This is a genomic window from Ligilactobacillus murinus DSM 20452 = NBRC 14221 (assembly GCF_001591685.1).
Classification (GTDB): Bacteria; Bacillota; Bacilli; order Lactobacillales; family Lactobacillaceae; genus Ligilactobacillus; species Ligilactobacillus murinus.
Genome location: NZ_BCVJ01000023.1, coordinates 1 through 21,719, shown reverse-complemented (window position 1 = coordinate 21,719; position 21,719 = coordinate 1). Strand labels below are relative to the sequence as shown.

The 21,719-nt window shown below is 40.4% G+C and carries 16 protein-coding genes and 2 pseudogenes; 7 read left to right on the top strand and 11 right to left on the bottom strand.

Annotated elements, in window-relative coordinates; genetic code table 11:
- Window positions 1-55 precede the first annotated feature (55 nt).
- The 7 genes from araA to licT form a co-directional block, all read right to left on the bottom strand.
- Complete coding sequence (gene araA / locus LMU01S_RS05825; RefSeq protein ID WP_056959318.1) at window positions 56-1,480, bottom strand: L-arabinose isomerase; 1,425 nt, start codon at window positions 1,478-1,480, stop codon at window positions 56-58.
- 14 nt (window positions 1,481-1,494) lie between these two features.
- Window positions 1,495-2,205 (bottom strand): L-ribulose-5-phosphate 4-epimerase, encoded by a 711-nt coding sequence (locus LMU01S_RS05820; RefSeq protein WP_056959317.1) that lies wholly within the window; start codon window positions 2,203-2,205, stop codon window positions 1,495-1,497.
- Between the two features lie 12 nt (window positions 2,206-2,217).
- Complete coding sequence (locus LMU01S_RS05815; protein WP_056959316.1) at window positions 2,218-3,816, bottom strand: xylulokinase; 1,599 nt, start codon at window positions 3,814-3,816, stop codon at window positions 2,218-2,220.
- The gene (locus LMU01S_RS05810; protein ID WP_056959315.1) at window positions 3,791-5,227 is read right to left on the bottom strand and encodes a sugar porter family MFS transporter; all 1,437 of its coding nucleotides are present in this window, start codon (window positions 5,225-5,227) and stop codon (window positions 3,791-3,793) included. The genes LMU01S_RS05815 and LMU01S_RS05810 overlap by 26 nt, the downstream gene beginning before the upstream one ends.
- 160 nt (window positions 5,228-5,387) lie before the next feature.
- Complete coding sequence (locus LMU01S_RS05805; protein WP_056959314.1) at window positions 5,388-6,785, bottom strand: 6-phospho-beta-glucosidase; 1,398 nt, start codon at window positions 6,783-6,785, stop codon at window positions 5,388-5,390.
- A gap of 14 nt (window positions 6,786-6,799) precedes the next feature.
- Window positions 6,800-8,698: a beta-glucoside-specific PTS transporter subunit IIABC gene (locus tag LMU01S_RS05800; RefSeq protein WP_056959313.1), complete on the bottom strand. Its 1,899-nt coding sequence runs from the start codon at window positions 8,696-8,698 to the stop codon at window positions 6,800-6,802.
- Window positions 8,699-8,746: 48 nt separating this feature from the next.
- Window positions 8,747-9,589: a BglG family transcription antiterminator LicT gene (gene licT, locus LMU01S_RS05795; protein WP_056959312.1), complete on the bottom strand. Its 843-nt coding sequence runs from the start codon at window positions 9,587-9,589 to the stop codon at window positions 8,747-8,749.
- A gap of 263 nt (window positions 9,590-9,852) precedes the next feature.
- On the opposite strand from licT, the gene LMU01S_RS10705 reads away from it, so the two are divergent.
- Entirely contained in the window at window positions 9,853-10,569 is a 717-nt protein-coding gene (locus tag LMU01S_RS10705; RefSeq protein ID WP_056959311.1) for a sunset domain-containing protein, read from the top strand.
- Window positions 10,570-11,276: 707 nt separating this feature from the next.
- On the top strand, window positions 11,277-12,317 hold the full coding sequence (locus LMU01S_RS05780) for a DUF8462 domain-containing protein (RefSeq protein WP_056959309.1): 1,041 nt from the start codon (window positions 11,277-11,279) through the stop codon (window positions 12,315-12,317).
- A gap of 75 nt (window positions 12,318-12,392) precedes the next feature.
- Here LMU01S_RS05780 and LMU01S_RS05775 read toward each other — a convergent pair whose 3' ends face one another.
- Window positions 12,393-12,590, bottom strand: coding sequence for a CsbD family protein (locus LMU01S_RS05775; RefSeq protein WP_056959308.1), 198 nt, complete (start codon window positions 12,588-12,590; stop codon window positions 12,393-12,395).
- 666 nt (window positions 12,591-13,256) lie between these two features.
- Between LMU01S_RS05775 and LMU01S_RS10805 the strand changes: the two are divergent.
- Both LMU01S_RS10805 and LMU01S_RS10835 read left to right on the top strand, forming a co-directional pair.
- A pseudogene (locus tag LMU01S_RS10805) lies at window positions 13,257-13,400 on the top strand (sunset domain-containing protein); the annotation flags it as partial.
- 535 nt (window positions 13,401-13,935) lie between these two features.
- Window positions 13,936-14,079: pseudogene (locus LMU01S_RS10835) on the top strand (sunset domain-containing protein); the annotation flags it as partial.
- Between the two features lie 109 nt (window positions 14,080-14,188).
- On the opposite strand, the gene LMU01S_RS05760 reads toward LMU01S_RS10835, so the two are convergent.
- The 3 genes from LMU01S_RS05760 to LMU01S_RS05750 form a co-directional block, all read right to left on the bottom strand.
- The gene (locus LMU01S_RS05760; protein ID WP_056959305.1) at window positions 14,189-14,734 is read right to left on the bottom strand and encodes a hypothetical protein; all 546 of its coding nucleotides are present in this window, start codon (window positions 14,732-14,734) and stop codon (window positions 14,189-14,191) included.
- A 24-nt stretch (window positions 14,735-14,758) separates the two neighbouring features.
- Window positions 14,759-15,331, bottom strand: a complete 573-nt coding sequence (locus tag LMU01S_RS10695; protein WP_056959304.1) for a hypothetical protein — start codon at window positions 15,329-15,331, stop codon at window positions 14,759-14,761.
- A 125-nt stretch (window positions 15,332-15,456) separates the two neighbouring features.
- Entirely contained in the window at window positions 15,457-16,287 is an 831-nt protein-coding gene (locus LMU01S_RS05750; protein WP_225354609.1) for an AraC family transcriptional regulator, read from the bottom strand.
- Between the two features lie 116 nt (window positions 16,288-16,403).
- Between LMU01S_RS05750 and LMU01S_RS05745 the strand changes: the two genes are divergently transcribed.
- The 3 genes from LMU01S_RS05745 (at window position 16,404) to LMU01S_RS05735 (ending at window position 21,715) form a co-directional block, all read left to right on the top strand.
- Window positions 16,404-17,870: an amino acid permease gene (locus LMU01S_RS05745; RefSeq protein WP_056959302.1), complete on the top strand. Its 1,467-nt coding sequence runs from the start codon at window positions 16,404-16,406 to the stop codon at window positions 17,868-17,870.
- Window positions 17,867-20,917, top strand: coding sequence for a beta-galactosidase subunit alpha (gene ebgA / locus LMU01S_RS05740; protein WP_056959301.1), 3,051 nt, complete (start codon window positions 17,867-17,869; stop codon window positions 20,915-20,917). Before LMU01S_RS05745 ends, ebgA begins: the two co-directional genes overlap by 4 nt.
- A gap of 381 nt (window positions 20,918-21,298) precedes the next feature.
- Window positions 21,299-21,715 carry a hypothetical protein gene (locus LMU01S_RS05735; RefSeq protein WP_056959300.1) on the top strand — a complete coding sequence of 139 codons (417 nt, stop codon included), beginning with the start codon at window positions 21,299-21,301 and terminating at the stop codon, window positions 21,713-21,715.
- Window positions 21,716-21,719 lie beyond the last annotated feature (4 nt).

The following is a 21,719-nucleotide window of genomic DNA, read 5'->3' as shown; positions in this document are numbered from 1 at the left end:
ATGCGTATCAAGCATGATGTTTCCCTCGTTATTCATATGTTATCAACATTCATTTTTAAGCAATAATTTCAGCATTTACCCCTAGCATTTCACAAAGGTCTGCGATCTGCTCTTGTTTCAAAGTGAAACTAAGCATCGTGTGGTGTCCACCACCAGCTTGCATCCAGCGAGTAGCGCCTGTTGTCAAGCCAACTTTTGGTGTCCATAATTGTTTAGCAACTGGCAAATGAGGAGTCGTCTTTTCGGGTTTAGTAGCTTTTACCTCATAACTGATAAACTTGAATCCATCTCTAAAATCAGCTACTGTCACATCGATCGCATCCCCCTTAGAACCAGTGAATACCAAACGTGCCGGATCAGCTTTGCCACCAATATCCAATGGATGGACTTCGACTCGTGGTTTATCAGCAGCAATTGTTGGATCAACTTCTAACATATGTGAGCCTAAGATAGCTTCATGGCCCTTACGCAGATCTAAGGTGTAATCTTCCATGAAGACTGTCATCTTATTATGTGCCATGATCTTCAATAACCGTCCCAAGGCAGCGGTCTTCCAATCACCTTCAGCCCCAAAGCCATACCCATCACGCATCAACAATTGCGATGCCAGACCTGGTAACTGTTCTAAGCCCCAAAGATCTTCAAAGTTAGTTGTGAAAGCTGTATAGCCGCCACGTTCCAAGAAGTTTTTGATCGCAATATATTCACGCAATTGATAGCGAACAGCATGTTCATATTTTTCTTTGGAATTATCACCTTGAACTAGTTCATATTCTTGTGCCAATTTAGCATATTCTGCATCGATCTGTTCTTTAGTGACTTGGTTTACTTCTTTGACCAGATCACCTACAGGCCAGTAATCGACCGTCCAACCTAATTTGATCTGAGCTTCGACTTTATCACCTTCTGTTACGGCAACATTACGCATCGTGTCACCAAAACGACAGACCTTGATCTTAAAGCTCTCGTTATAACCAACGGCTGTATCTTGCCATAAAGCGAGCTGTTCTTGCACCTTTTCATCGTCCCAGTATCCAAAGACGATCTTGTTGTTCAAACCTAGACGCGCATTGATATAAGCATATTCACGGTCTCCATGTGCTGATTGATTGAGGTTCATATAATCAAAGTCGATCGTGTCATACGGGATCTCATTTAAGTATTGTGTTGCTAAATGCAATAATGGCTTTTGCAACAACTTAGTCCCACGGATCCAATTTTTAGCTGGTGAGAAGGTATGCATCCATGTGATGACACCTGCAACATCATCATTATAGTTGACATCTTTCATAAATTGGGTGATCTGATCTGCAGTCGTCATAACACCCTTAAATACAAGCTTATACGGTAATTTTTGCGTAGCATTCAATTGATCCACGATCTTTTGCGCATCTTTGGCAACAGAATCGAGCTGTTCTTCACCATATAAAAATTGACTACCTGCAACAAACCAGAATTCATAATCTCTAACTTTTAACATGACATTTATCTCCTTTAATTATTTTGTCCGTAATATGCGTCTTTACCGTGTTTGCGGTAATAATGCTTGTCTAACAAAAACTGTGGCAATGCAATATTTTGTTGCTCAAACGTTTGATTCAACATCATCGCATGATAATCTTCACCAGCGACCACCTCCAAAACTTTCGCATTATAGACTGCCTGAGCTGGGGTCTTGCCCCACGTAAATGGCCCATGTTGCATGACCAATACAGCTGGGATCGCTTCATAATCAAGGCCACGCTCTTCAAACGTCTCAACGATCACTTTACCCGTATTTTCTTCATAGGCTGTTTTTATCTGCTCTTTAGTCAAAGCAGGCGCTGCAGGGATATCACCATAAAATGTATCGGCGTGTGTCGTATTCAACGCTGGAATATCCATCCGCGCAGCCGCAAAAGCCACGGCCCACGGTGAGTGCGTATGCACGATCCCACCGATCTTAGGAAATGCATTGTATAAAACGGTATGCGTCGGAGTATCTGAGGATGGATTCAAGTTACCTTCGACCACATTTCCCTTTAGATCGACAACGACCATGTCGGAAGGTTTAAGCTCGTTATAATCGACCCCAGACGGTTTGATGACAAACAAGCCCTTATCCCGATCGATCCCCGATACGTTACCCCAAGTAAAAGCCACTAGATCTAACTTAGGTAACTGCATATTGGCATCGTAAACTTCATTTTTTAGTTTTTCTAACATTTAAAAGATCTCCTATTCAAATTTTTCACCTGCTAAAGCTTCAACTGCTAGACCACCTTGATAGCGCTTAATATATTTTGCATAACCTTTGACCCCGGCTTTTTCGGGTAATAAGGTCATACTCTCGACTTGTTTGAACACTTTTTTATCTAAATATTCTTCTAAAGATAACTCTGTCCCACTCTTAGCATATAATGCCAAAAGCGCCATGCCCCACGGACCACCCGTGTCAGCCGTCTTCATCACCATTATCGGCAGATCAAGGGCATTGGCTAAGATCTGTTGTCCAATAACGGGAGTCTTGAAGAGCCCACCCTGAGCGATCATAACCCGGGTTTTAATTTTTTCCTCGTTAAATAATGTATCCATCCCTAACTTCAACGGTGCAAAAGCGCCATAAAGTTGGCTCAAGAAAAAGTCTGGTAGATCAAAATCACTGGATTCTGTCCGAACAAATAGTGGACGTCCTTTTTGGATCTGGGTGATATTTTCCCCCGAAAGATAACTGTAATTGATCAACCCACCTGCATCGGGTCTAGCCTTAGCACTTTGCGTAAATAATGTTTCATAAAGCTTATCTGGACTGATATTTACGCCTAAACATTTAGCAAATTCAGCAAAGATATTTGCCCAAGCATTGATATCTGATGAACAGTTGTTGGTATGGACCATCGCCACTGGTAAGCCAGCTGGTGTCGTCACGATGTCGATATCACGATAGACTTGTTTTAACGGGTGTTCCAAAACATTCATCGAAAAAGCTGACGTTCCGACTGAAATGTTGCCAGTGTGGACCCGAACACTATTGGTGCTGACCATGCCAGTCCCTGCATCGCCCTCAGGTGGAGCTAATAAACTGCCTGCTTGCAAAGTCTGCGTTGGATCAAGCAATTTAGCTCCTGCTTTCGTCAAAGTACCGGCATTTGTCCCCGCAAGCAACGGTTTAGGCAAAATATCAACTAGATTCCACGGATAATGTTTAGTAGCGACCAGCTCATTAAAGATCGAAAGCTTATTTTGATCGTAGTCTTTAGTCGACACATCGATCGGAAACATTCCAGAAGCATCCCCGATCCCAAGGACTTTTTCACCAGTCAACCGCCAGTGAACATAGCCTGCCAGCGTCGTCAAAAAGTCGAGCTTTTGTACATGTTCTTCTTGATCTAAGATCGCCTGATACAGATGCGCAATACTCCAGCGTTGTGGAATATTAAAGTTGAAAGCTTCAGTCAACTTATCAGCTGCCTGCTGTGTGATATTATTGCGCCAAGTTCTAAAGGGCACTAATAGCTGTTCATCTTTGTCAAATGCCAGATAACCATGCATCATCGCACTGATCCCGATCGAACCGATATTTTCTAGTGGCACATGATAGATCCCCCAGATCTTGGTCGAAAGTTCCCGATAAGCTTGTTGAATGCCTTCCCAGACCTCATCTAATGAATAAGTCCAGATCCCATCTTCAAATTTATTTTCCCAAGTATAACTTCCGGTCGCGATCGTTTCAGCTCTATCATCGGTCAAGACACATTTGATCCGGGTCGAACCTAATTCGATCCCTAATGCGGTTTGTCCTTGCTTTAATTTACTTGCGGTCGTGGCTAAGTTCATGCTTGATCCCTCCATTCAATCTTTGGGTAACGCTTTCATTTTGTTGTGTACCTTGAGCTTCGATCTCTTCTAATGTATGCCCTCTTGTTTCTGGTACGCGCGTCTTAACGAAGAGAACGCCTAAGAAACAGATAGCACCAAAGATCGCAAAAACAGCTTCTTGGGACATGTTCATCGTCATGATCGGGAATAAAAGTCCCACTAGCCATGATCCGATCCAGTTCATTGATGAAGCTAAGCCAGCTGCTTTACCACGGATACTCAATGGGAAGATCTCACCAACTAATACCCAAGTCAATGGCGCCCAAGTTGCAGAATAAAAGGCAACGTAGACACATAAGAAGATAACGATCATGATCGGATCCATATTTGGTAACATCATATTCAAGATACTTGGTAAGATAAACGATAAGCCCATCACGGCCCCACCTAGCATGAGTAATGTGCGCCGGTTGAATTTCTCAGCGATCGCCATGTAGACCAACGAACCGATAACTAAAATGACACCTTGAATGATCGGCCATAATAAATTAGAAGATGCTGCTTGCCCAGTTGCTTTTTCAACGATCAAGGGAATATAGTAGAAGATCGCATTTGCCCCTTGGAATTGTTGGAAGGCTGCAACTCCGACCCCAGCGATCACTAAATAGCGATATTTCTTGCTAAATAAACTCAACCATGACGTCTGCGTCGCCTTATCTTCAGCCGCGATCGTTTCTTTGATATTTTCAAATTCAGCCTCAACCTCAGCTCGATCTTTGCGGATACATTCTAAAACTGCATATGCTTGCTTAGCTTCACCATGATGTAATAGGAAACGTGGTGATTCTGGCAAACGCAAGACACCTAAATATAAGATCAATGCTGGTACTGCAGCGAGCCCGAGCATGAAACGCCAAGCGATCGCATCCGGTAGATCCTTTAATGCAAAGTCAACAATATAAGATAGCAGCATCCCTGAAACGATCATCGTTTGATTCAAACCAGATAAGCGTCCCCGAGCATTAGCTGGTGCCATTTCTGACATATAAGCAGGAACTAACGCCGAGGCTGCCCCAACAGCTAACCCTAAGAAGATACGGACGATAACTAAGTAGATCGTACCATTGTTAGGTGAAAAACCTGAAAGTAATGAAAAGACCACAAAAATAATAGCTGACATCAAGATCATCTTACGTCGCCCGTAACGGTCAGATAATTGTCCCGCCAAGGCTCCACCAAAGATCGCCCCAAACATTACAGCCGAAGTGATCCACCCAACGATCCCAGCGTCATTTTGTAGCGCCCAGTCTTGTTGTAAAAATGGTAAGGCACCGGTCATTACACCGATATCATATCCAAATAAGATCCCACCAAATGAACAAAAAAAATATATGAACTTACTCGAAATCTTTTTCTCAGTCTGTGTCATTTGCTTTCTCCTTGATTTTTATTTTTGAAGCGCTTTCAATTTACAAATACATAATAATATATTTGTACGTATAAATCAATCAATAAGATATTTATTCGTATATTTTTTTAAAAAATAAAAAGCCGACCTGATATATCAAGTCGACTTCTAAAATATACTTTTATTTTTGTTGTTTTATCCAGTCTTGATACCAATAAAATGATTTTTTACGTAGACGCTTCCCAGATCCATGACCATTTTCATCTAGATCAACGTAAACCATACCGTAGCGTTTCTTCAATTCACCCGTACTTGCACTGATAAGATCGATACACCCCCATGTCGTATATCCCCAGATTTCTACGCCATCCTCATATCGACTCTTTTGCAAAGCATCGATATGATCACGTAAATATGTGATCCGATAGTCATCCTTGATCTGGTCATCTTCAAGCACATCAGTTGCACCTAGTCCATTTTCCACCACAAATAACGGTTTTTGATAGCGATCATAGATCTGGTTCAACGTGATCCTAAAGCCTAAAGGATCGATCTGCCAGCCCCACTCACTTGCTTTAAGATATGGGTTTTTCAGCGAAGAAAAGACATTTCCCGCCGTATTCTCTTTTGTCGCCTCACCTAAGACACGACTGTTGTAATACGACAAAGAGATAAAATCCACGACCCCAGCTTGCAAGATCGCAGCGTCGCCTGGCTCGATCGGGATCTTGAGCTGCTTTTTAGCGAACATTGCTTTAGCATAACCCGGGTAATATCCTCGGACTTGTACATCTGTGAAAAAATAACTCTTGCGCTCTTCTTCCACGACCTGCCAACTATCTTTGGGATCAGGCGTATTAGGATAAATACAACCTGCAGCTAACATACAACCGACCTTATTAGCTGGATCGATCATATGGGCTAAGCTGACCGCCTTCGCACTAGCTACCAGTTCGTGATGGGCAACTGTGTAGCAAACTTCAAGCGGATCTTCATTGGGTCTAAAAGTGATCCCAGCTGCAAGATATGGTAAATGTAACACCATATTGATCTCGTTAAAGGTCAACCAGTAGCGGACTTTGCCTCGATAACGTTTGAAGAGTGTCTCGCAATAACGTAAATAAAAATCAACTAGGCGCCGATCACGCCAAGAGCCATACTTCTCGATCAGTCCTTGGGGTACATCAAAATGACTGATCGTGACTAAAGGTTCGATCTGATGCTTCAAACATTCAGCGATCACTTGGTCATAATATTTTAGACCAGCTTCATTTGTTTTTATTTCATCACCATGTGGAAAGATCCGTGACCAACTGATCGAAAAGCGATAAACTTCAAACCCCATTTCGGCCATCAAAGCAATATCTTCTTTGTAATGATAATATCCACCAACAGCTTCACGTGCGGGATAAATACTGTCAGCTGGTAGATCTTTAGGATCTAATATTCCCTTAGCCACATCTGAGCGTTTTTCTCCACTGGGCAGGAGATCCACATTGCTTAGACCTCGCCCTGAAATATCATAAGCACCTTCATACTGATTGGCTGCGGTCGCTCCGCCCCATAAAAATTTTTCCATCGTCTTACCTCACCTTAACTGATCGTCGTCAACATTTCACTTGGATCTTGTTTAGTTAATCCAGTTTCAAGCACATCTGTATAAGCATCTGTATTGGTGACCACGACTGGCGTTATCAATGAATAACCTGCAGCCTTGATCTTTTCAAGGTCAAAGTGCAAGATCTCTTGTCCAGCTTTGACACGATCACCGACTTTTACCAATGGTGTGAAATATTTACCTTCTAAATTGACTGTGTCCATACCAATATGGATCAAGATCTCGGCCCCCTTATCTGAAGCCAGTCCGATCGCATGTCCAGTTGGAAATACTGTTGTGATCTCACCTGAAACCGGTGCTTTGACCACACCTTCTGTCACATCGATCGCTAAGCCCTTGCCGATAAAGCCCTTGGAAAATACATTATCTTTGACCTCACTTAAGGAGACGATCTTTCCCTTGATCGGTGCTTGGATCACTTCATTTTGAACCGTTTTTATTTCAGTTTTTTGTTCGTCGACTGGTTCATCATCTTTCCAAAAAATCATAGTTGCAACGAAACCAAGTACTAACGAAAGTCCGATCCCGATCAAAGCAATATACATATTATCTAAACTGTTAGTCTTTGGATCGATCATACCTGGCAATTCAAAGAAGCCCATTCCGCCCATAGCAAATTTGCGTAAATTGAAGAAACCATAGAAACCACCGATCACGGCAGATACCAAACAGCTGATCAACAATGGCTTTTTCTTAGGTAAGAGTAACCCGTAGATCGCCGGTTCCGTCACCCCTAAAATGCCGGAGATCGCAGCGGGGATACCTAATTTTTTGAGTTTTTTGTTTTTTGTTTTGATGATCATTGCTACTACAACGGCTGTAGTCACAAAAGTCGTGCAGTAATAAGGCATCATTACATTATCAAAACCGTTAGTCACAATGTTGTTGAAATAAATAGGGATAATACCCCAGTGCAGGCCAAAAACAACTAAGACTTGCCAAAGTCCAGCTACTAAAGCACCGGCTAACATTGGTGATACATTCCGCACCGCTAAAATACCAGAGCCAACCAAATTAGAACCAAATGTGGCCAATGGTCCGATCAATAAGAACCCTAAGATCAATGAAACGAGTAACGTTAGGATCGGTACGAAAAAGAATTTGACCGTATCAGCGATCACTTTGTTCAATGCATGCTCAACTTTTGCTGCAAAATAACAGATCAAGATCACAGGAATAACAGTTGAGGTATAGTTCAACGAAACGATCGGAATGCCTAAAAAAGTCTGGTAAACTTCCGATTGGAAAACTGTACCTGAAAATAGCGTATAAAGAGGTTTTCCTGCTTCGGATAAAGCTCCTACTTGGATCGCTGGGTAACACAACGCTGCCCCAATGATCAAACCAACATATTGATTGAGCTTAAATTTATTAGCAGCTGTCAACCCTAATAAGATCGGTAAGAACATAAACATCGCATCCCCGATCGCATTCAGCAAGGCATACGTCCCACTAGTCTGTGAATACCAGCCTAAACTGATAAATAACGTGTTGAACCCTTTGATGACCCCCGCCGCAGATAAAGCGGGCAAGATTGGCTGAAAGATACCTGAGATCGTGTCGATAAAAATATTAAATAGTGAACGTTTTTCTGCTGGCGTTTCATCTTGTACTGTTGTCCCTTGTAAATCAGCAACTTTTTGAACTTCATCAAAAACTTGTGCAACTTGATTACCGATCACGACTTGATACTGTCCACCAGCTTTCATTACGGTCACCACACCATCAAGTTCCTTTAAGACCTCATCATTTGCCTTGCTTTCATCTTTTAACTGAAAGCGCAGGCGCGTGATACAGTGTTTAAGCGAGATGATATTATCACGCCCACCAACATTAACAACAATTTTTTCTGCTAGATCTGTATATTTTCCCATAATAATTCCTCCATTTGTTTGAATGAAGGTTTAGCCAACTAAATGTAACTATCCATGATCCGTGTTTCGTATCAATTTTTCGATGTGCAATGTCAAATACATATACTCATCAGCCGACAACTTACAGTTATACTGTTGTTGAATGAAATCTATCACCTTTTTAGCATGACTATAGGCCGTCGGATATTGCTTTTGAACTAATTTAGCCATGACTTCATCTTGACCATCTTTTAGATCAGCCTTGAAGACACGCTGCGCTAAATATTTCAAATGTGTAATAAAGCGATAATAGTAAGCTGAATTTTCGTCAATCTCTTGGCGACATGCGTATTTCAAAATCTGGATCACTTCTTGGATAAAACGCGTCATGCCGTCGACGTCATCGACCTTTTTCTCCATATTTGCTTCTACCAGATGTAAAGCGATAAAACCAGCTTCATCTTCATCCAGTTTAACTCCTGTTTTTTCCGCGATCAGTGTCAATCCAAGTTTCCCCAAAGCAAATTCTTGTGGATAAAAACGTTTGATATCCCATAAGAGATTGTTTTTCAATGCGATCCCCTTATTTTGGCGCACGATAGCATTGTGAATATGATCACTCAAAGCGATCAGTTCATTTTCACTGAGACACTCTCCTAATATTTGCTTAGCCTGGGTCAAGATCTGCGAGGCTGCCTCTAATTCTTCAAGTGTAATATCATTTAATAGAACAGACAGTTGTTGCAATTTTTCTGAAGAATCAGCCCGAAAGATCTTCTCAACTTTGGACATATCGATCACAGCACCACGTTTGGCCTTAAAGCCTAAGCCTCGCCCCATTAAGATAAGCTCATTTTGGTGTTCATCACGACTGATCACAATGTTGTTATTGATGACTTTTTCGATCGTCATCATTACCACCCCCTTTAGATAATTTTACGCCTAAAAGAAAAGACCAATATACACCGCCGCCTAACACTTCGATGTACATTGGTCTAGCTTACCATTACGTAATAACTATCCGTCCTATTTCTATATAAAAAGTCTAGCATATCTTCGCATCTGTTGCAAGCGTTTACGAAATTTCCTCGCGATCTTTTGCAAGTGGTTGCGTATTGCGTGCGATTTAAGATAAAATTAAGCTTTATTATTTTTCATATAAGGGAGTTTTGATAGTGAGTAGTTTATTTGCATTTATTTTTTTATGCGCTCTCATCAGTAGTATTTATTTTTGGAAATTCAAGCCCAAAAAACGCCACGCTAAAGCTAGTATCATCGTTGCAGTGTTAGCCTTTATCTTATGCGGGGCCCTTGCACCAACCACTAAAACAGATGCTGATAGCTCAGAAACAAAGGCTAGTTTGAGTTCCAAAAAGAAAGCAGATGAAGCTAAAAAGCGTTCCGAAAGTATCGCCTCATCTGCTAAAGCTGAATCTAAACGCAAGGCGAGCGAGAAAAAAGCTGCTAGTGAAAAGAAAGCTAGTGAAGAAGCTGAGAGTAAAAAAGCAGCATCCGAAAGCATCGCTCAAGTACAAGCTTCATCAGAAAGTTTAGCTCGAGCAGAAAGTGAACGCGTAGCAAAAGAAGAAGCCAGTCGAGCTAGCGAAAATTCTAAAGTACAGGCACAAGAAGCACAAGCTCAAGCAAATGCTGATACTAGTCAAGTATCTATTGAAAATAATAGCAACAATGGCACTGGAAATACGCCCATCAACAATGGAGACCTAAACACAGCTGATGTCAATGCGCAAGGAACGATCGTGGGTAATTCTCGTAGCATGATCTACCATGTTCCAGGGCAACGGGGTTATCGGATGAACTCTGAAAATGCAGTCTATTTTAATACCGAAGCTGAAGCTCAAGCAGCTGGTTATCGCCGCGCTAAAGTATGAATCTCTACAGATCTCCACAGTAGCAATGATCTCATTACTGCTGTGGAGATTTTTTATTTGACAAGTAAATATTAGGCTAAATCTACAATATTTCATATGAAAAAATGGTAAATAGCGGTAACAATAAAGGAAAAATCAAATATGCTCCCCTTGACCACATCTCAGTTACGTAAAAAATTACGTGAACTTGATCAAAAAGAACTAATCAAACTTATTGCGCAAAATATCAGGAAAAGCTTACTAATATCTTCAATCAATTCTCTGTCAGTTGGAAGAGCAAAGCAGTTAACGCTGTTCTTTCTGAGTGTAGACAAACTTGTCCACCAAATGAGTTTCTCATCTACTTTGAAATATTCTATTTAGATATCGCATTGGCTTGGCTTCAAGAAATTTCGCCTTATTTATCTAAAGACTTTTATCACTGATCTATCTAGAGTATTCGACCGACTCACACAACAGTTGATTTATGAAAATGAGCTTGCCTTATTTTTAACTATCTTACCTGATCTGACAAGCTTTCTGCATATTGCTAACTGTTTTGATCCAGCATTTGTCCAAAATTTCAGTGCTAACTGCAAAGGAATTCTCTTCCCTATGTCCCAAGACAAGTCGCTGATGATAGTGAAGATAAATTGGCAAAAGTTATATAAAGTTATATAATAATTAAAAAGTTATATAAAGTTATATACGGAAAGAAGGCGAGATAATTGAATCCATTTACTCTTAGTTTTGGAAAAAAGCCAAATCAATATATTTCACGTTTAGCTCAAACTGGCATGATCATTGAAGATTTCACTGCCAGCGAACCCTCATCACAACTCTACATGCTTACTGGCGTTAGAGGTAGTGGAAAAACGGTCATGCTTTCGACGATCAGCCATGAATTACGTCAAAAATCGGACTGGATCGTAGTGGAATTAAATCCCACTCGCGATCTACTCACAAGTTTAGCCGCAAAACTCTATGCGATCGACGAATTGCACACCCTTTTTATCAAAGCTAGATTTGATTTTTCTGCCTTTGGTCTGGGTGTTGCCTTCGAAAACACACCACCCGTGACAGATATCGAAACAGTCCTAGAATTGATGTTAAAGAAGCTACGCGAACACAACAAACGCCTACTAGTTACGATCGATGAAGTAACTGCAAATGATCATATCAAAGTTTTTGCTAGTTCTTTTCAGATCTTCATTCGACAGGATCTACCATTATTTTTACTAATGACTGGGCTATTTGAAAATATCAGTGAGATCCAAGATGACCGGGCACTAACATTTCTATATCGAGCCCCAAAGATAAATTTAGCGCCACTAAATCTAAATGCCATCACAGCATCATATCAAAACATCTTACACGTTCCAAGTAAGGTAGCACGAAAAATGGCATTAACAACAAGAGGCTATCCTTTTGCCTACCAAGTTTTAGGTTATCTCTGGTATCAACAAAAACCGCAAACTATCGAACAACTCTTACCCGAATTTGATCAATATCTTCAGGAATTGGTCTATCAAAAGATTTGGCAAGAGCTATCTAGCAAAGATCAAGATGTTCTAGCTACGATCGCCAAAAGTGGTAGATCTCGTATCAAAGATATTCGTGAGGCACTAGGCTTTTCATCTTCCTTGATGTCTGTTTATCGTGAACGCCTAAAACAAAAAGGACTTGTCGATACTCGTGATTATGGCTACTTATCCTTGACCTTACCGCGCTTTGAAAACTTTATCGAACTCTACCATGAATTGAGATAGATCTCTTTTATAGCTATTCAACAATAAAAAGAGGTCCTACTATGATTTTCTGTATCATAGTGGGACCTCTTTATACTACTTATCAAATTTTTCTTTGAGTTCGTCAACACCAGCTTTGACATCATCTTTTAACTCTTCGGCTTTTAATTTAGCTTTTCCGACTAAACCTTGGCCTTTACCCTGAGCTTCACGAACTTTATCATCCGTAAGTTTACCTTCTGTTTCTTTGATCTTACCAACAACTTCATCTTTAAAACCATCTAATTTACTCATAAAATCCCTCCATTTCTTGAACTCCCAATGATAACGCTTGCATATATAGGATAGCATTTTTCAAGTTAAGTTACTAGCCCTTCTAAAATTGCATGTTGCATACAATTAAGAGTAAAATTAATCTTTATTGTTTTATTTAAAGGAGTTTTTGAAGTGATTATTTTTTTCGCACTCATTTTAATGATATTTATTGCTGGATGTATTTACTTTAAAAAAGTTAATCCCCAGGAACAAATTTTTAACAACTGTCTCGTCATGGCTGTATTCTCCCTAATATTACTTGGAGTTTCTATATCTTACAACAATACTAGCAACGTCGCTTCAGATACCGACTCTAGTTTAGTTGCCGACTCAGATCCAGCTGATGAGTCAACAGACGCTGACAAAGATGATGATGACATTTTTGCAGATGAAGAAAGTGGAGCTGAGAGCTCAGATGATGGATCAGCTGCTGATTTGGAGTCCGAGCGCCAAGCAAGTGAAAGTTTAGCTCGAGCCGAAAGTGAAAGTCGGGCCCAAGCTGAGTCAGAAAGTCGCGCCTATGAAGAAAGCGTCGCTGCTGCACAAACTGCAACTGATCAAAACTCTACTGTAGAGCCTGCTGCCTCAAATGGAGGCGGTCATCCCGTCAATAACGGTGACATGAATACCGCTGATGCCAATGCACAAGGCGTGATCGTGGGCAATGCCAATAGCATGATCTATCACGTCCCTGGCCAACGAGGCTACCGGATGAATTCATCCAATGCGGTCTATTTCAATACCGAAGCTGAAGCCCAAGCAGCTGGTTACCGTAAAGCCTACAGATAGCCGATGAGAGCGCGTTTTTCTAGCGTGCTCTTTTTTAGTACGATCACACTAAATTAGCGGTTTTATACAGCAATCTCCTTTTGTGAAACCCCTACCATTTTAGTAAAATTAAATTATATTTAAAAATAAATCTAAGGGGTATGTCATTATGGAGAAAATGTTTAAAAAGCACTCTTTGTTGAGTGTTATCGCAATTATTTTTCTATCATTTTCATTTCTGACAGCTTGCTCTAGTAGTAGCGAGGATAGTTCAGAAGCTGAAGCACGTTCAGAAAGCATTGCTAAAGAAGAAAGTGAAAAGGCTGCTAGCGAAGAAGCTGAAAGCGAGCGTGAAGAGTCAGAAAGTATTGCCGAATCCGAGAGTGAGGAAGCTGAAAGTGAACGTATCGCGCAAGAAGAGGCAAGTCGAGCTAGTGAAAGTGCCGCTGCTCAGGCTCAAGCTGAACAAGCCCAAGCTAACGACAATACCAACAATAGCCAAGCTGGAAATGCACCTGTTAACAATGGCGATATGAACACTGCTGATGCGAATGCACAAGGAACGATCGTCGGTAATTCTCGAAGCATGATCTATCATGTTCCCGGGCAACGAGGCTACCGGATGAACTCAGAAAATGCAGTCTATTTCAGCACTGAAGCCGAAGCGCAAGCCGCTGGTTATCGGCGCTCATTGAGATAAAAATATAAGTTCTACAGAAAAACAAGATTTTCTGTAGAACTTATTTAATTATACATATGTTATATGGGTAACGTAGACTGTTCAATTGCCTCTCAAAAATGGGGCAACCTTAATCGCTACTGCTTTGCCGATAAGATTCTTGCAATGAAGAAAGATAAGCTTCTCGTTCTGGAGAAATATATCCTAAATTCTCAAAATCTTGGTAAAAGTGATCAGTATGGCAGATAAATGAACCACAAGTGACTCGCCTTTCCGCTGTTGATTTATCTGTTTGAACACGATCGATATACTGAGTCCGATGTTTCTTAGCATTACATTCGTGATACCACTCAGGCGCTTGTGGTCCTGGTGCATCGGTATAATCAATTGGATCACCAACGATCTCATATTCACCTGTATTTTCTACGGCTGGCGCTACTTCTTCGGTCGTATCATAAGTCGTCTCAGCTTCTGGCACTTCTACTGTGGTACTTGATGCTTTTAATCTAGATTCACTACTTCGTTCCGATTGGGCTTGCGTAACTTTTTCTTGGCGGATCTCTTGTTGGCTCTTGTCGATCTTTTTAGTTGAATTGATCAAAAGTAGCATCCCAATGAGCAATCCAACACTGATCGTCACCGCAAAAATACTTAATACTTCTTTCCATCCATTCATTAAGGCACCTCCTTATACATTCTCCTATTCCTCATCCCAATTCTTACTATCTAAGTATTGTTTTAACATTTGTGGCCGACTAATATAACCATGTTCCCGATATTCTGCACTTCGCTGTATCTTTTCCATAACTTCTATATTATCCTGATGTGGAGCTAAAGTCGCCTGACCCCAAGCTTCTGTGCCCGGTCGTCTAAAATAGACTATATCCCAAATTATCCCCTTGTTATCAGTATAAAATTCTTCAGCTACCATATATTTATAGTATTCATCACTATTTTCTTGGGTCGTCTCATTCCAATAAGGATCTTCATAAAAATCTCCCATATCATGATTTTCAATTTGATCTGACATATCACTACTAGCTACAGCACTTTCATCTGTATCATATTCCGGCACTTCTACTGTAGTACTTGAAGCCCCTGCCCTAGATCCACTACTTCGCTCTGATTGGGCTTGCGTAACTTTTTCTTGGCGAATCGCTTGTTGAGTCTTATCAACTCTTTTAGTTGAATTGATCAACAGGAACATTCCGATAAGCAAACCTAAACCAATCGTCACCGCAAAGGCTAGCAAAATTTCCTTCCAATCATGCATCTAAGCACCTCCTAGAGCAAATATAATACCTAAAAAATTATTGTTTTATATCTATATTTTATCATCCAATAGTTATCATTGTATAATTTTAACACCACAAAAATGCTTGATTTTTTAAGGCAAAACTATCTTTCAAAAATAAATCTGCTTCGATAATCTGTTGGGGTACACTGCATCCATTTATAGAAAAACTTTGAGAAGTATGCTGAACTTGCAAAGCCTAATTCATAACTTATCTCCGTGATACTCAGCGAACTCTTACGTAAAAGCGAACACGCTTGCTGTAGCTTTATTTGTTGAATATACGTACTTGGACTTAACTTATGGTAACGCTTGAATAGCTTATAAATATATGTACGATCAATATTATATTTCAGAGCTAGTTCATCAACTGTTATCCGTTCATTTAAATGTGTATTGATATAGGCAATGATTTCGTTAAATAACCATTCTGGTTGCGAAGCTGCGACCTTTTCTTGGTGTAAATGTGCTAGACTATTGAAAATACTGAAGGCACCACTTAATAAGGCAAATGTGTTTTGATCACGAAAATCACAATACACTTGATAGAATTGATGCTCGATCTTACTGTCAAAAGCATTTCGAATAACACAATTTTCTTTATTTAATCCAACTTGCGCTAAATATTTAGATGCAGCTTTTCCAGAAAAACCGATCCACCGATAACTCCAGGGATCTTTGGGATCAGGATAATATCGATTACGACAATTAGCCGGAATTATGAAAAAATCTCCTGCCGTTAGCTTAGTCGTTGGAAAAGACGGCGTTCCAAAGTAGCCTTGCCCAGCAGTAACATAGTGCAACACCCAATAATCGATCGGAATAAATTCAATTTTCTTTGTCGGACGACATTTCTCATACCCCACTTCACAAAGCGAAAAATCAGACTCTGGCTGCTTTCTTTGCGTTAAAATACTAACATCATTTATTTGCATCACCATTCACCTCTAGTCAACAAAAAGACAAATTTTGGGAAACATCCTTTATTTTATATATCATGTAAACGCTTTAAAATCAAGATATGCCAATCAATAAAAAGGAGGTTCTTAACATGGATAAGGACACACGACAACGCTTAGGCCCACTGTCCCTGATGCTGATGACTTTTTCAGCGGTCTTTGCTTTTCCAAGTATCGTCAATAATAGTATCCAGATCGGCCTAGCTACGATCCCAGGGTATCTTTTTGGTACAGTCTTTTACTTTCTACCCTTCATCTTGATGATCGCTGAATTTGCCTCAGCTAACTCAGAAAAAGAGTCCGGGGTTCATAGCTGGTTACAATCAGTATTAGGCGATAAATGGGCTTTTTTAGGAGCTTGGTCATACTTTTTCGTTAATTTATTTTTCTTCTGTTCGTTACTTCCCAATACTTTGATTTACGGCTCATATGCAGTTTTTGGTGGCAACGTCTTCCAAGGTGAAAGTAGCACTAAGATCATTTCCTTTATCTCGATCATCGTCTTTTGGTTGATGACCTATGTCTGTATCAAAGGTGTGACTTGGATCGCTAAAGTAACTAACTTTGCCGGTAGCGCCCGTTTGTTCATGGGACTAATCTTCATCGTCTTAGCCTTTATCGTTGTTTTTGGTTTGGGAAAAGCTCCCGCCCAAGAATTCAACTTTAAGACAATTACCCCACATTTTAATTGGACATTTTTTATGACGATGGCATGGATCTTACAAGCTGTCGGTGGTGGAGAAAGTATCGGGGTTTATATTAAAGATGTCAAAGGCGGTAATAAAACTTTTGTTAAAACGATGATCGGCGCAACTATCATCGTTGGTATCATGTATATTCTAGGCGCGATCGCAGTTGGCCTGGTAGTTCCTCAAAGCACACTCAATGGTAACTTTGCCAACGGAATTTTTGATATTTTCAAAATTCTAGGTAGTAACTTTAATATTCCCGCCGAGGTAACCGTCCGGCTAGTGGGTCTGATCCTCTTTATCGGTAATCTTGGCTCATTAGCACTTTGGACGGCTGCCCCAGTTAAAGTCTTTTTCTCTGAGATCCCAGCTGGTGTCTTTGGAAAATGGCTCGTTAAAACTAATGACGAAGGCAATCCGACCAACGCCTTGATCGTCCAAGGAGTGATCGTAACGATCCTGTTGATCATTCCTGCCTTAGGGATCGGCAATATGGATAGTTTCTTGGAGACGTTGATCAACATGACGGCTTCAACTTCACTCTTGCCAGTTTTATTCTTACTCTTGGCCTATATCGGACTCCGATTAAAAAAAGATAACTTGCCACGAAGTTTCCGCTTCGGAAGTCGCTCATTTGGCATCTTTGCTGGCGTAGCACTCTTGATCTTATTCTTGTTTGTTTTCTTCATGTCTACCGTTCCGGAACCAAGACTGATCATGCAAGAATTACAAGGAACACTTCCTAAAGATCAAGCTAGTCCGATCGGGATCTTGCTCTATAACTTATTAGGCTTGATCATCTTTATGGGCTTTGCACTGATCTGCTGGCATCGTTATGAGAAAAAACAAGCAAAGGAGAATAAAAAATGAAAGTTTGGGAAAATCATCAATTAGACCACATCGATCGTCTAGCCCCTCGAGCTAGTTTTAACTCTTATCCAACTAGACAAGCAGCTAGCTTAAATGAAAATAAATACACTCATGCCTACCAATGCTTAAATGGCAACTGGAAATTTTGTTTCTTAGAGGCACCTGAGTATAGTCCTGAGAATTTTTTCTCACCTAATTTTGATACTAGTGATTGGAAAACGATCACAGTTCCCGGAAACTGGCAAACTCAAGGATTTGGGAAAATGCATTATTCCGACCTCTGGTATAATTTTCCGATCGATCCACCGTATGTTCCAACTAAAAATCCAACAGGTATCTATAAAAGAACATTTAATGTCACGCCAAATTTTGAAGCACAACGGATCATTTTACGCTTTAATGGAGTCGATTCTGCTTACCATGTTTGGGTCAATGGAAAAGAGGTCGGATATAGTAAAGGCGCACGCAATGAAGCCGAATTTGACATTACAGAATTCGTCGAATTTGAGCACCAAAATGATCTAACTGTTCGGGTCTATCAGTGGTCAGACGGTACCTATCTTGAAGATCAAGACATGTGGTGGCTCAGTGGTATCTTCCGTGATGTTGAACTCATTGGTGTGCCACCAACTGGACTTAGCGACCTAACTATCACTGCTGAAGCTGATGGTCATCTTGCAATCAAGACTAAGTTTGAACAAGCTATTTCCCGGGAAATCCGCTTTGAATTATTAGATAAAGATCAACAAATCATCCTAGATCAAACAGTCCTCTCTGATAACGCAGATGTTACTTTTGAGCAGCCCCACTTAGATATTGATCCTTGGAGTGCCGAACTTCCAAATCTCTATCAATTATTCATTAGCGTTTACGAAGATGGCAAGTTGATCGAAGTTATTCCACAAAAAGTTGGCTTTAGAACGATCGCAGTAGTCGGGGAGACATTTTTGGTCAATGGTGTAGCGATCAAGCTTAAGGGTATCAATCGTCATGACTATAACCCTAAAAATGGTCGTACAGTCACTAAAGAAGAGATCCGCCAAGATATTATTTTGATGAAGCAATTTAATATCAATGCGATCCGGACTAGTCACTATCCTACTCAACGTGCCTTTTATGATCTATGTGATGAATACGGAATGTATGTGATCGCCGAAGCTGATGTTGAGTGTCACGGCTTCGAACTAACTGATAACTATAATTGGATCAGTGATGATCCTGGCTGGGAATTAGCATACACCTCTCGCCTATTGCGTATGATCATGCGGGACAAAAATCATCCTTCGATCCTATTTTGGTCACTTGGTAACGAGTCAGGCTTTGGACATAACTTCAAAAAAATGGCCCTATTGGCTAAAGAAGTCGACCCCACTCGTTTGGTCCACTACGAGGGAGATTTTGAAGCTGAGGTCACCGATGTTTACTCCACCATGTATACTTGGCTCGAGCACCCAACTAAACAACCACTGATGCAAGATATTATAAAAAACTCAACTAAGCCTCACATCCTATGTGAATATGCTCACGCGATGGGAAACGGCCCAGGAAATCTCAAAGATTACCAAGATCTTTTCTATGCCCATGATAAACTTCAAGGAGGCTTTATCTGGGAATGGTTCGATCACGGGATCCAAACCACAGCTCCAGATGGCCAAACTTACTATCGTTATGGTGGTGATTTTGGAGATGACCCATCTAACCGTGATTTTTGTATCGACGGAATGTTGATGCCAGATCGAACACCTTCACCCGGGTTATATGAATATAAGAAAGTAATTGAGCCGATCCACACGTCCGCTTTAGATCTTAAAACAGGAAAACTCGAAGTACTAAGTCGCTATGATTTTGCAAGCCTCGCTCAATTTGATCTGCATTACAGCATCACTGCATGCGGAAAAGTAATTGCCAGTGGGGCACAAGAATTACCAGCAGTTCCCGCGCGAAAGACTGCAGTGCTAGATTTAAACTACGACCTGACTAAGATCACTGCTAAACCAAATACACCGTATTACTTGAACATTTCCTATCGTTTAAAACAAGATACTTTATTTGCACCGGCCGGCCATGAGTTAGCTACAGCCCAATTTAAATTGCCACTCGAGGAGGCTGCACTCAAAGTTATGCCAACCGGAAAGCTGACCGTAGTGGAAGAGTCAACACGGTTAATTATCACAGGAGCGGATTTCTCATGTCATTTTGATACTGTATTGGGATCATTGCATAATTTAAAACGCAATGGCAAAGTTTTGCTCAAACAAGGGCCACAATTCACACTTTGGCGGGCTCCGATCAGTAATGATATGGAAATAATTGATGAGTTAAAGGGAAAATATTTCTTACACTTAGAACATGAGATCGTTAGAAACTTTGACTGGCAGTTAACAGATAATTGCCTCCAAGTTGATGTCAAAACACTTAATTCCACCACTAATAGTGCTTGGCATTATAAATGTCACTATCGCTATCTAATCTATCCATCAGGCGATATTATGTTCAGTCTTAAAGGTCTTCCAGGTGGAAAAACAGCTCTTGCCCCAGAGATGTTACCACGCTTAGGAGTAAAACTGCGATTAAATAATGAACTAGAGGCTGTAAATTATTTTGGACGTGGACCAAACGAAAACTACAGCGACTCAAAAGAAGCAGGATTAATGGGACTTTACCACGCTAAAGTCGATGAACTCTTCACTAATTATGTCGTTCCACAAGCTAATGGAAATCATATGGATACCTATTGGCTCTCCTTGACTGATGATCGCCGAGAAGGTCTCTTCTTCAGTGATCCAACTACTTTTAATTTTAGTGTTTCGCATTATGAAGACACAGATCTAGACAATGCTAAACATACAATTGAGCTGAAAAAACGTGACTATATCGTTTTAAATGTTGACTATAAACAAAATGCACTGGGCAGTTACTCATGCGGACAATGGCAGTTAGACAAATATCGAACTAAATTTGAACCTTTCACCTTGTCATTTAGACTATGTGGCTTTAGCGGGGTTGAAGTTAGTGAAGATGTTTTGGCTATGGAAGAGATAGAATAATTTAAAGCACCTGTATCTGTGGGTATGATACTCACTGATGCAGGTGCTTTTTTAGAACTTTGAAAATATTTGATATCATTTTGCCTTTCCGCTTTCATCCATAGGAACTTCTCTATAACCACTGCATTTAACACATTGACCCCTAAATAAATTCTTCAATTGTTTAGATGACCATAAAATGTATACGACTCCTATCATATAAATTTGAAAGTATTTTTTACTGACGATTTAATTTTTTGGTTCACTTTGATCATAATATTGTAGCTAAAGTCTAGAAATTATAACAAATTACTAATCATCCCCCTTTTACTTACTAAAAGTGCTATAGTGAAGTCCAAAATAAATCTATTTACTTAAATATAAAATAAATGGGGGATATATATGGCACTAAAACCTAAAGTCGTGCTCCATTTTCCAGCTTTTGCAGTCGCTAATGACAAAGAAGGCTATGATTTTTTCGTTTTAGATATTCAAGAACTAGTCATCCGAACTGAGAAAATGGATCTAGCCGAATCACTTACCTACGCTTCAGCTATCCTTGAGTATCACGTAGATAAAAAATGGCGAAAGCTTAAACGACCAGTTCCACCCACGTTAGATAGTATCGCTCAAAAACAACAGACGGTCCCAAATTCATTTTTTGTTTCACTCCGCGTCAATGTCATGCAACATGTCAAAGCCTGGGAATTTGAACCAGTTACCATAATGATGCCAAAATGGTGGCCCCTCACCAAAGATCTCAACGTCAATGCATTGCGCGGCATCATTTATGGGGACTATCATTTTAATGACGCCTAGCCGG

What these genes read in the sequence shown, in the direction of transcription:
- araA (WP_056959318.1), bottom strand. Translation starts at nt 1,480, where the DNA reads ATGTTAAAAGTTAGAGATTATGAATTCTGGTTTGTTGCAGGTAGTCAA.
- LMU01S_RS05820 (WP_056959317.1), bottom strand. Translation starts at nt 2,205, where the DNA reads ATGTTAGAAAAACTAAAAAATGAAGTTTACGATGCCAATATGCAGTTA.
- LMU01S_RS05815 (WP_056959316.1), bottom strand. Translation starts at nt 3,816, where the DNA reads ATGAACTTAGCCACGACCGCAAGTAAATTAAAGCAAGGACAAACCGCA.
- LMU01S_RS05810 (WP_056959315.1), bottom strand. Translation starts at nt 5,227, where the DNA reads ATGACACAGACTGAGAAAAAGATTTCGAGTAAGTTCATATATTTTTTT.
- LMU01S_RS05805 (WP_056959314.1), bottom strand. Translation starts at nt 6,785, where the DNA reads ATGGAAAAATTTTTATGGGGCGGAGCGACCGCAGCCAATCAGTATGAA.
- LMU01S_RS05800 (WP_056959313.1), bottom strand. Translation starts at nt 8,698, where the DNA reads ATGGGAAAATATACAGATCTAGCAGAAAAAATTGTTGTTAATGTTGGT.
- licT (WP_056959312.1), bottom strand. Translation starts at nt 9,589, where the DNA reads ATGACGATCGAAAAAGTCATCAATAACAACATTGTGATCAGTCGTGAT.
- LMU01S_RS05775 (WP_056959308.1), bottom strand. Translation starts at nt 12,590, where the DNA reads ATGAGTAAATTAGATGGTTTTAAAGATGAAGTTGTTGGTAAGATCAAA.
- LMU01S_RS05760 (WP_056959305.1), bottom strand. Translation starts at nt 14,734, where the DNA reads ATGAATGGATGGAAAGAAGTATTAAGTATTTTTGCGGTGACGATCAGT.
- LMU01S_RS10695 (WP_056959304.1), bottom strand. Translation starts at nt 15,331, where the DNA reads ATGCATGATTGGAAGGAAATTTTGCTAGCCTTTGCGGTGACGATTGGT.
- LMU01S_RS05750 (WP_225354609.1), bottom strand. Translation starts at nt 16,287, where the DNA reads ATGCAAATAAATGATGTTAGTATTTTAACGCAAAGAAAGCAGCCAGAG.
- LMU01S_RS05745 (WP_056959302.1), top strand. Translation starts at nt 16,404, where the DNA reads ATGGATAAGGACACACGACAACGCTTAGGCCCACTGTCCCTGATGCTG.
- ebgA (WP_056959301.1), top strand. Translation starts at nt 17,867, where the DNA reads ATGAAAGTTTGGGAAAATCATCAATTAGACCACATCGATCGTCTAGCC.
- LMU01S_RS05735 (WP_056959300.1), top strand. Translation starts at nt 21,299, where the DNA reads ATGGCACTAAAACCTAAAGTCGTGCTCCATTTTCCAGCTTTTGCAGTC.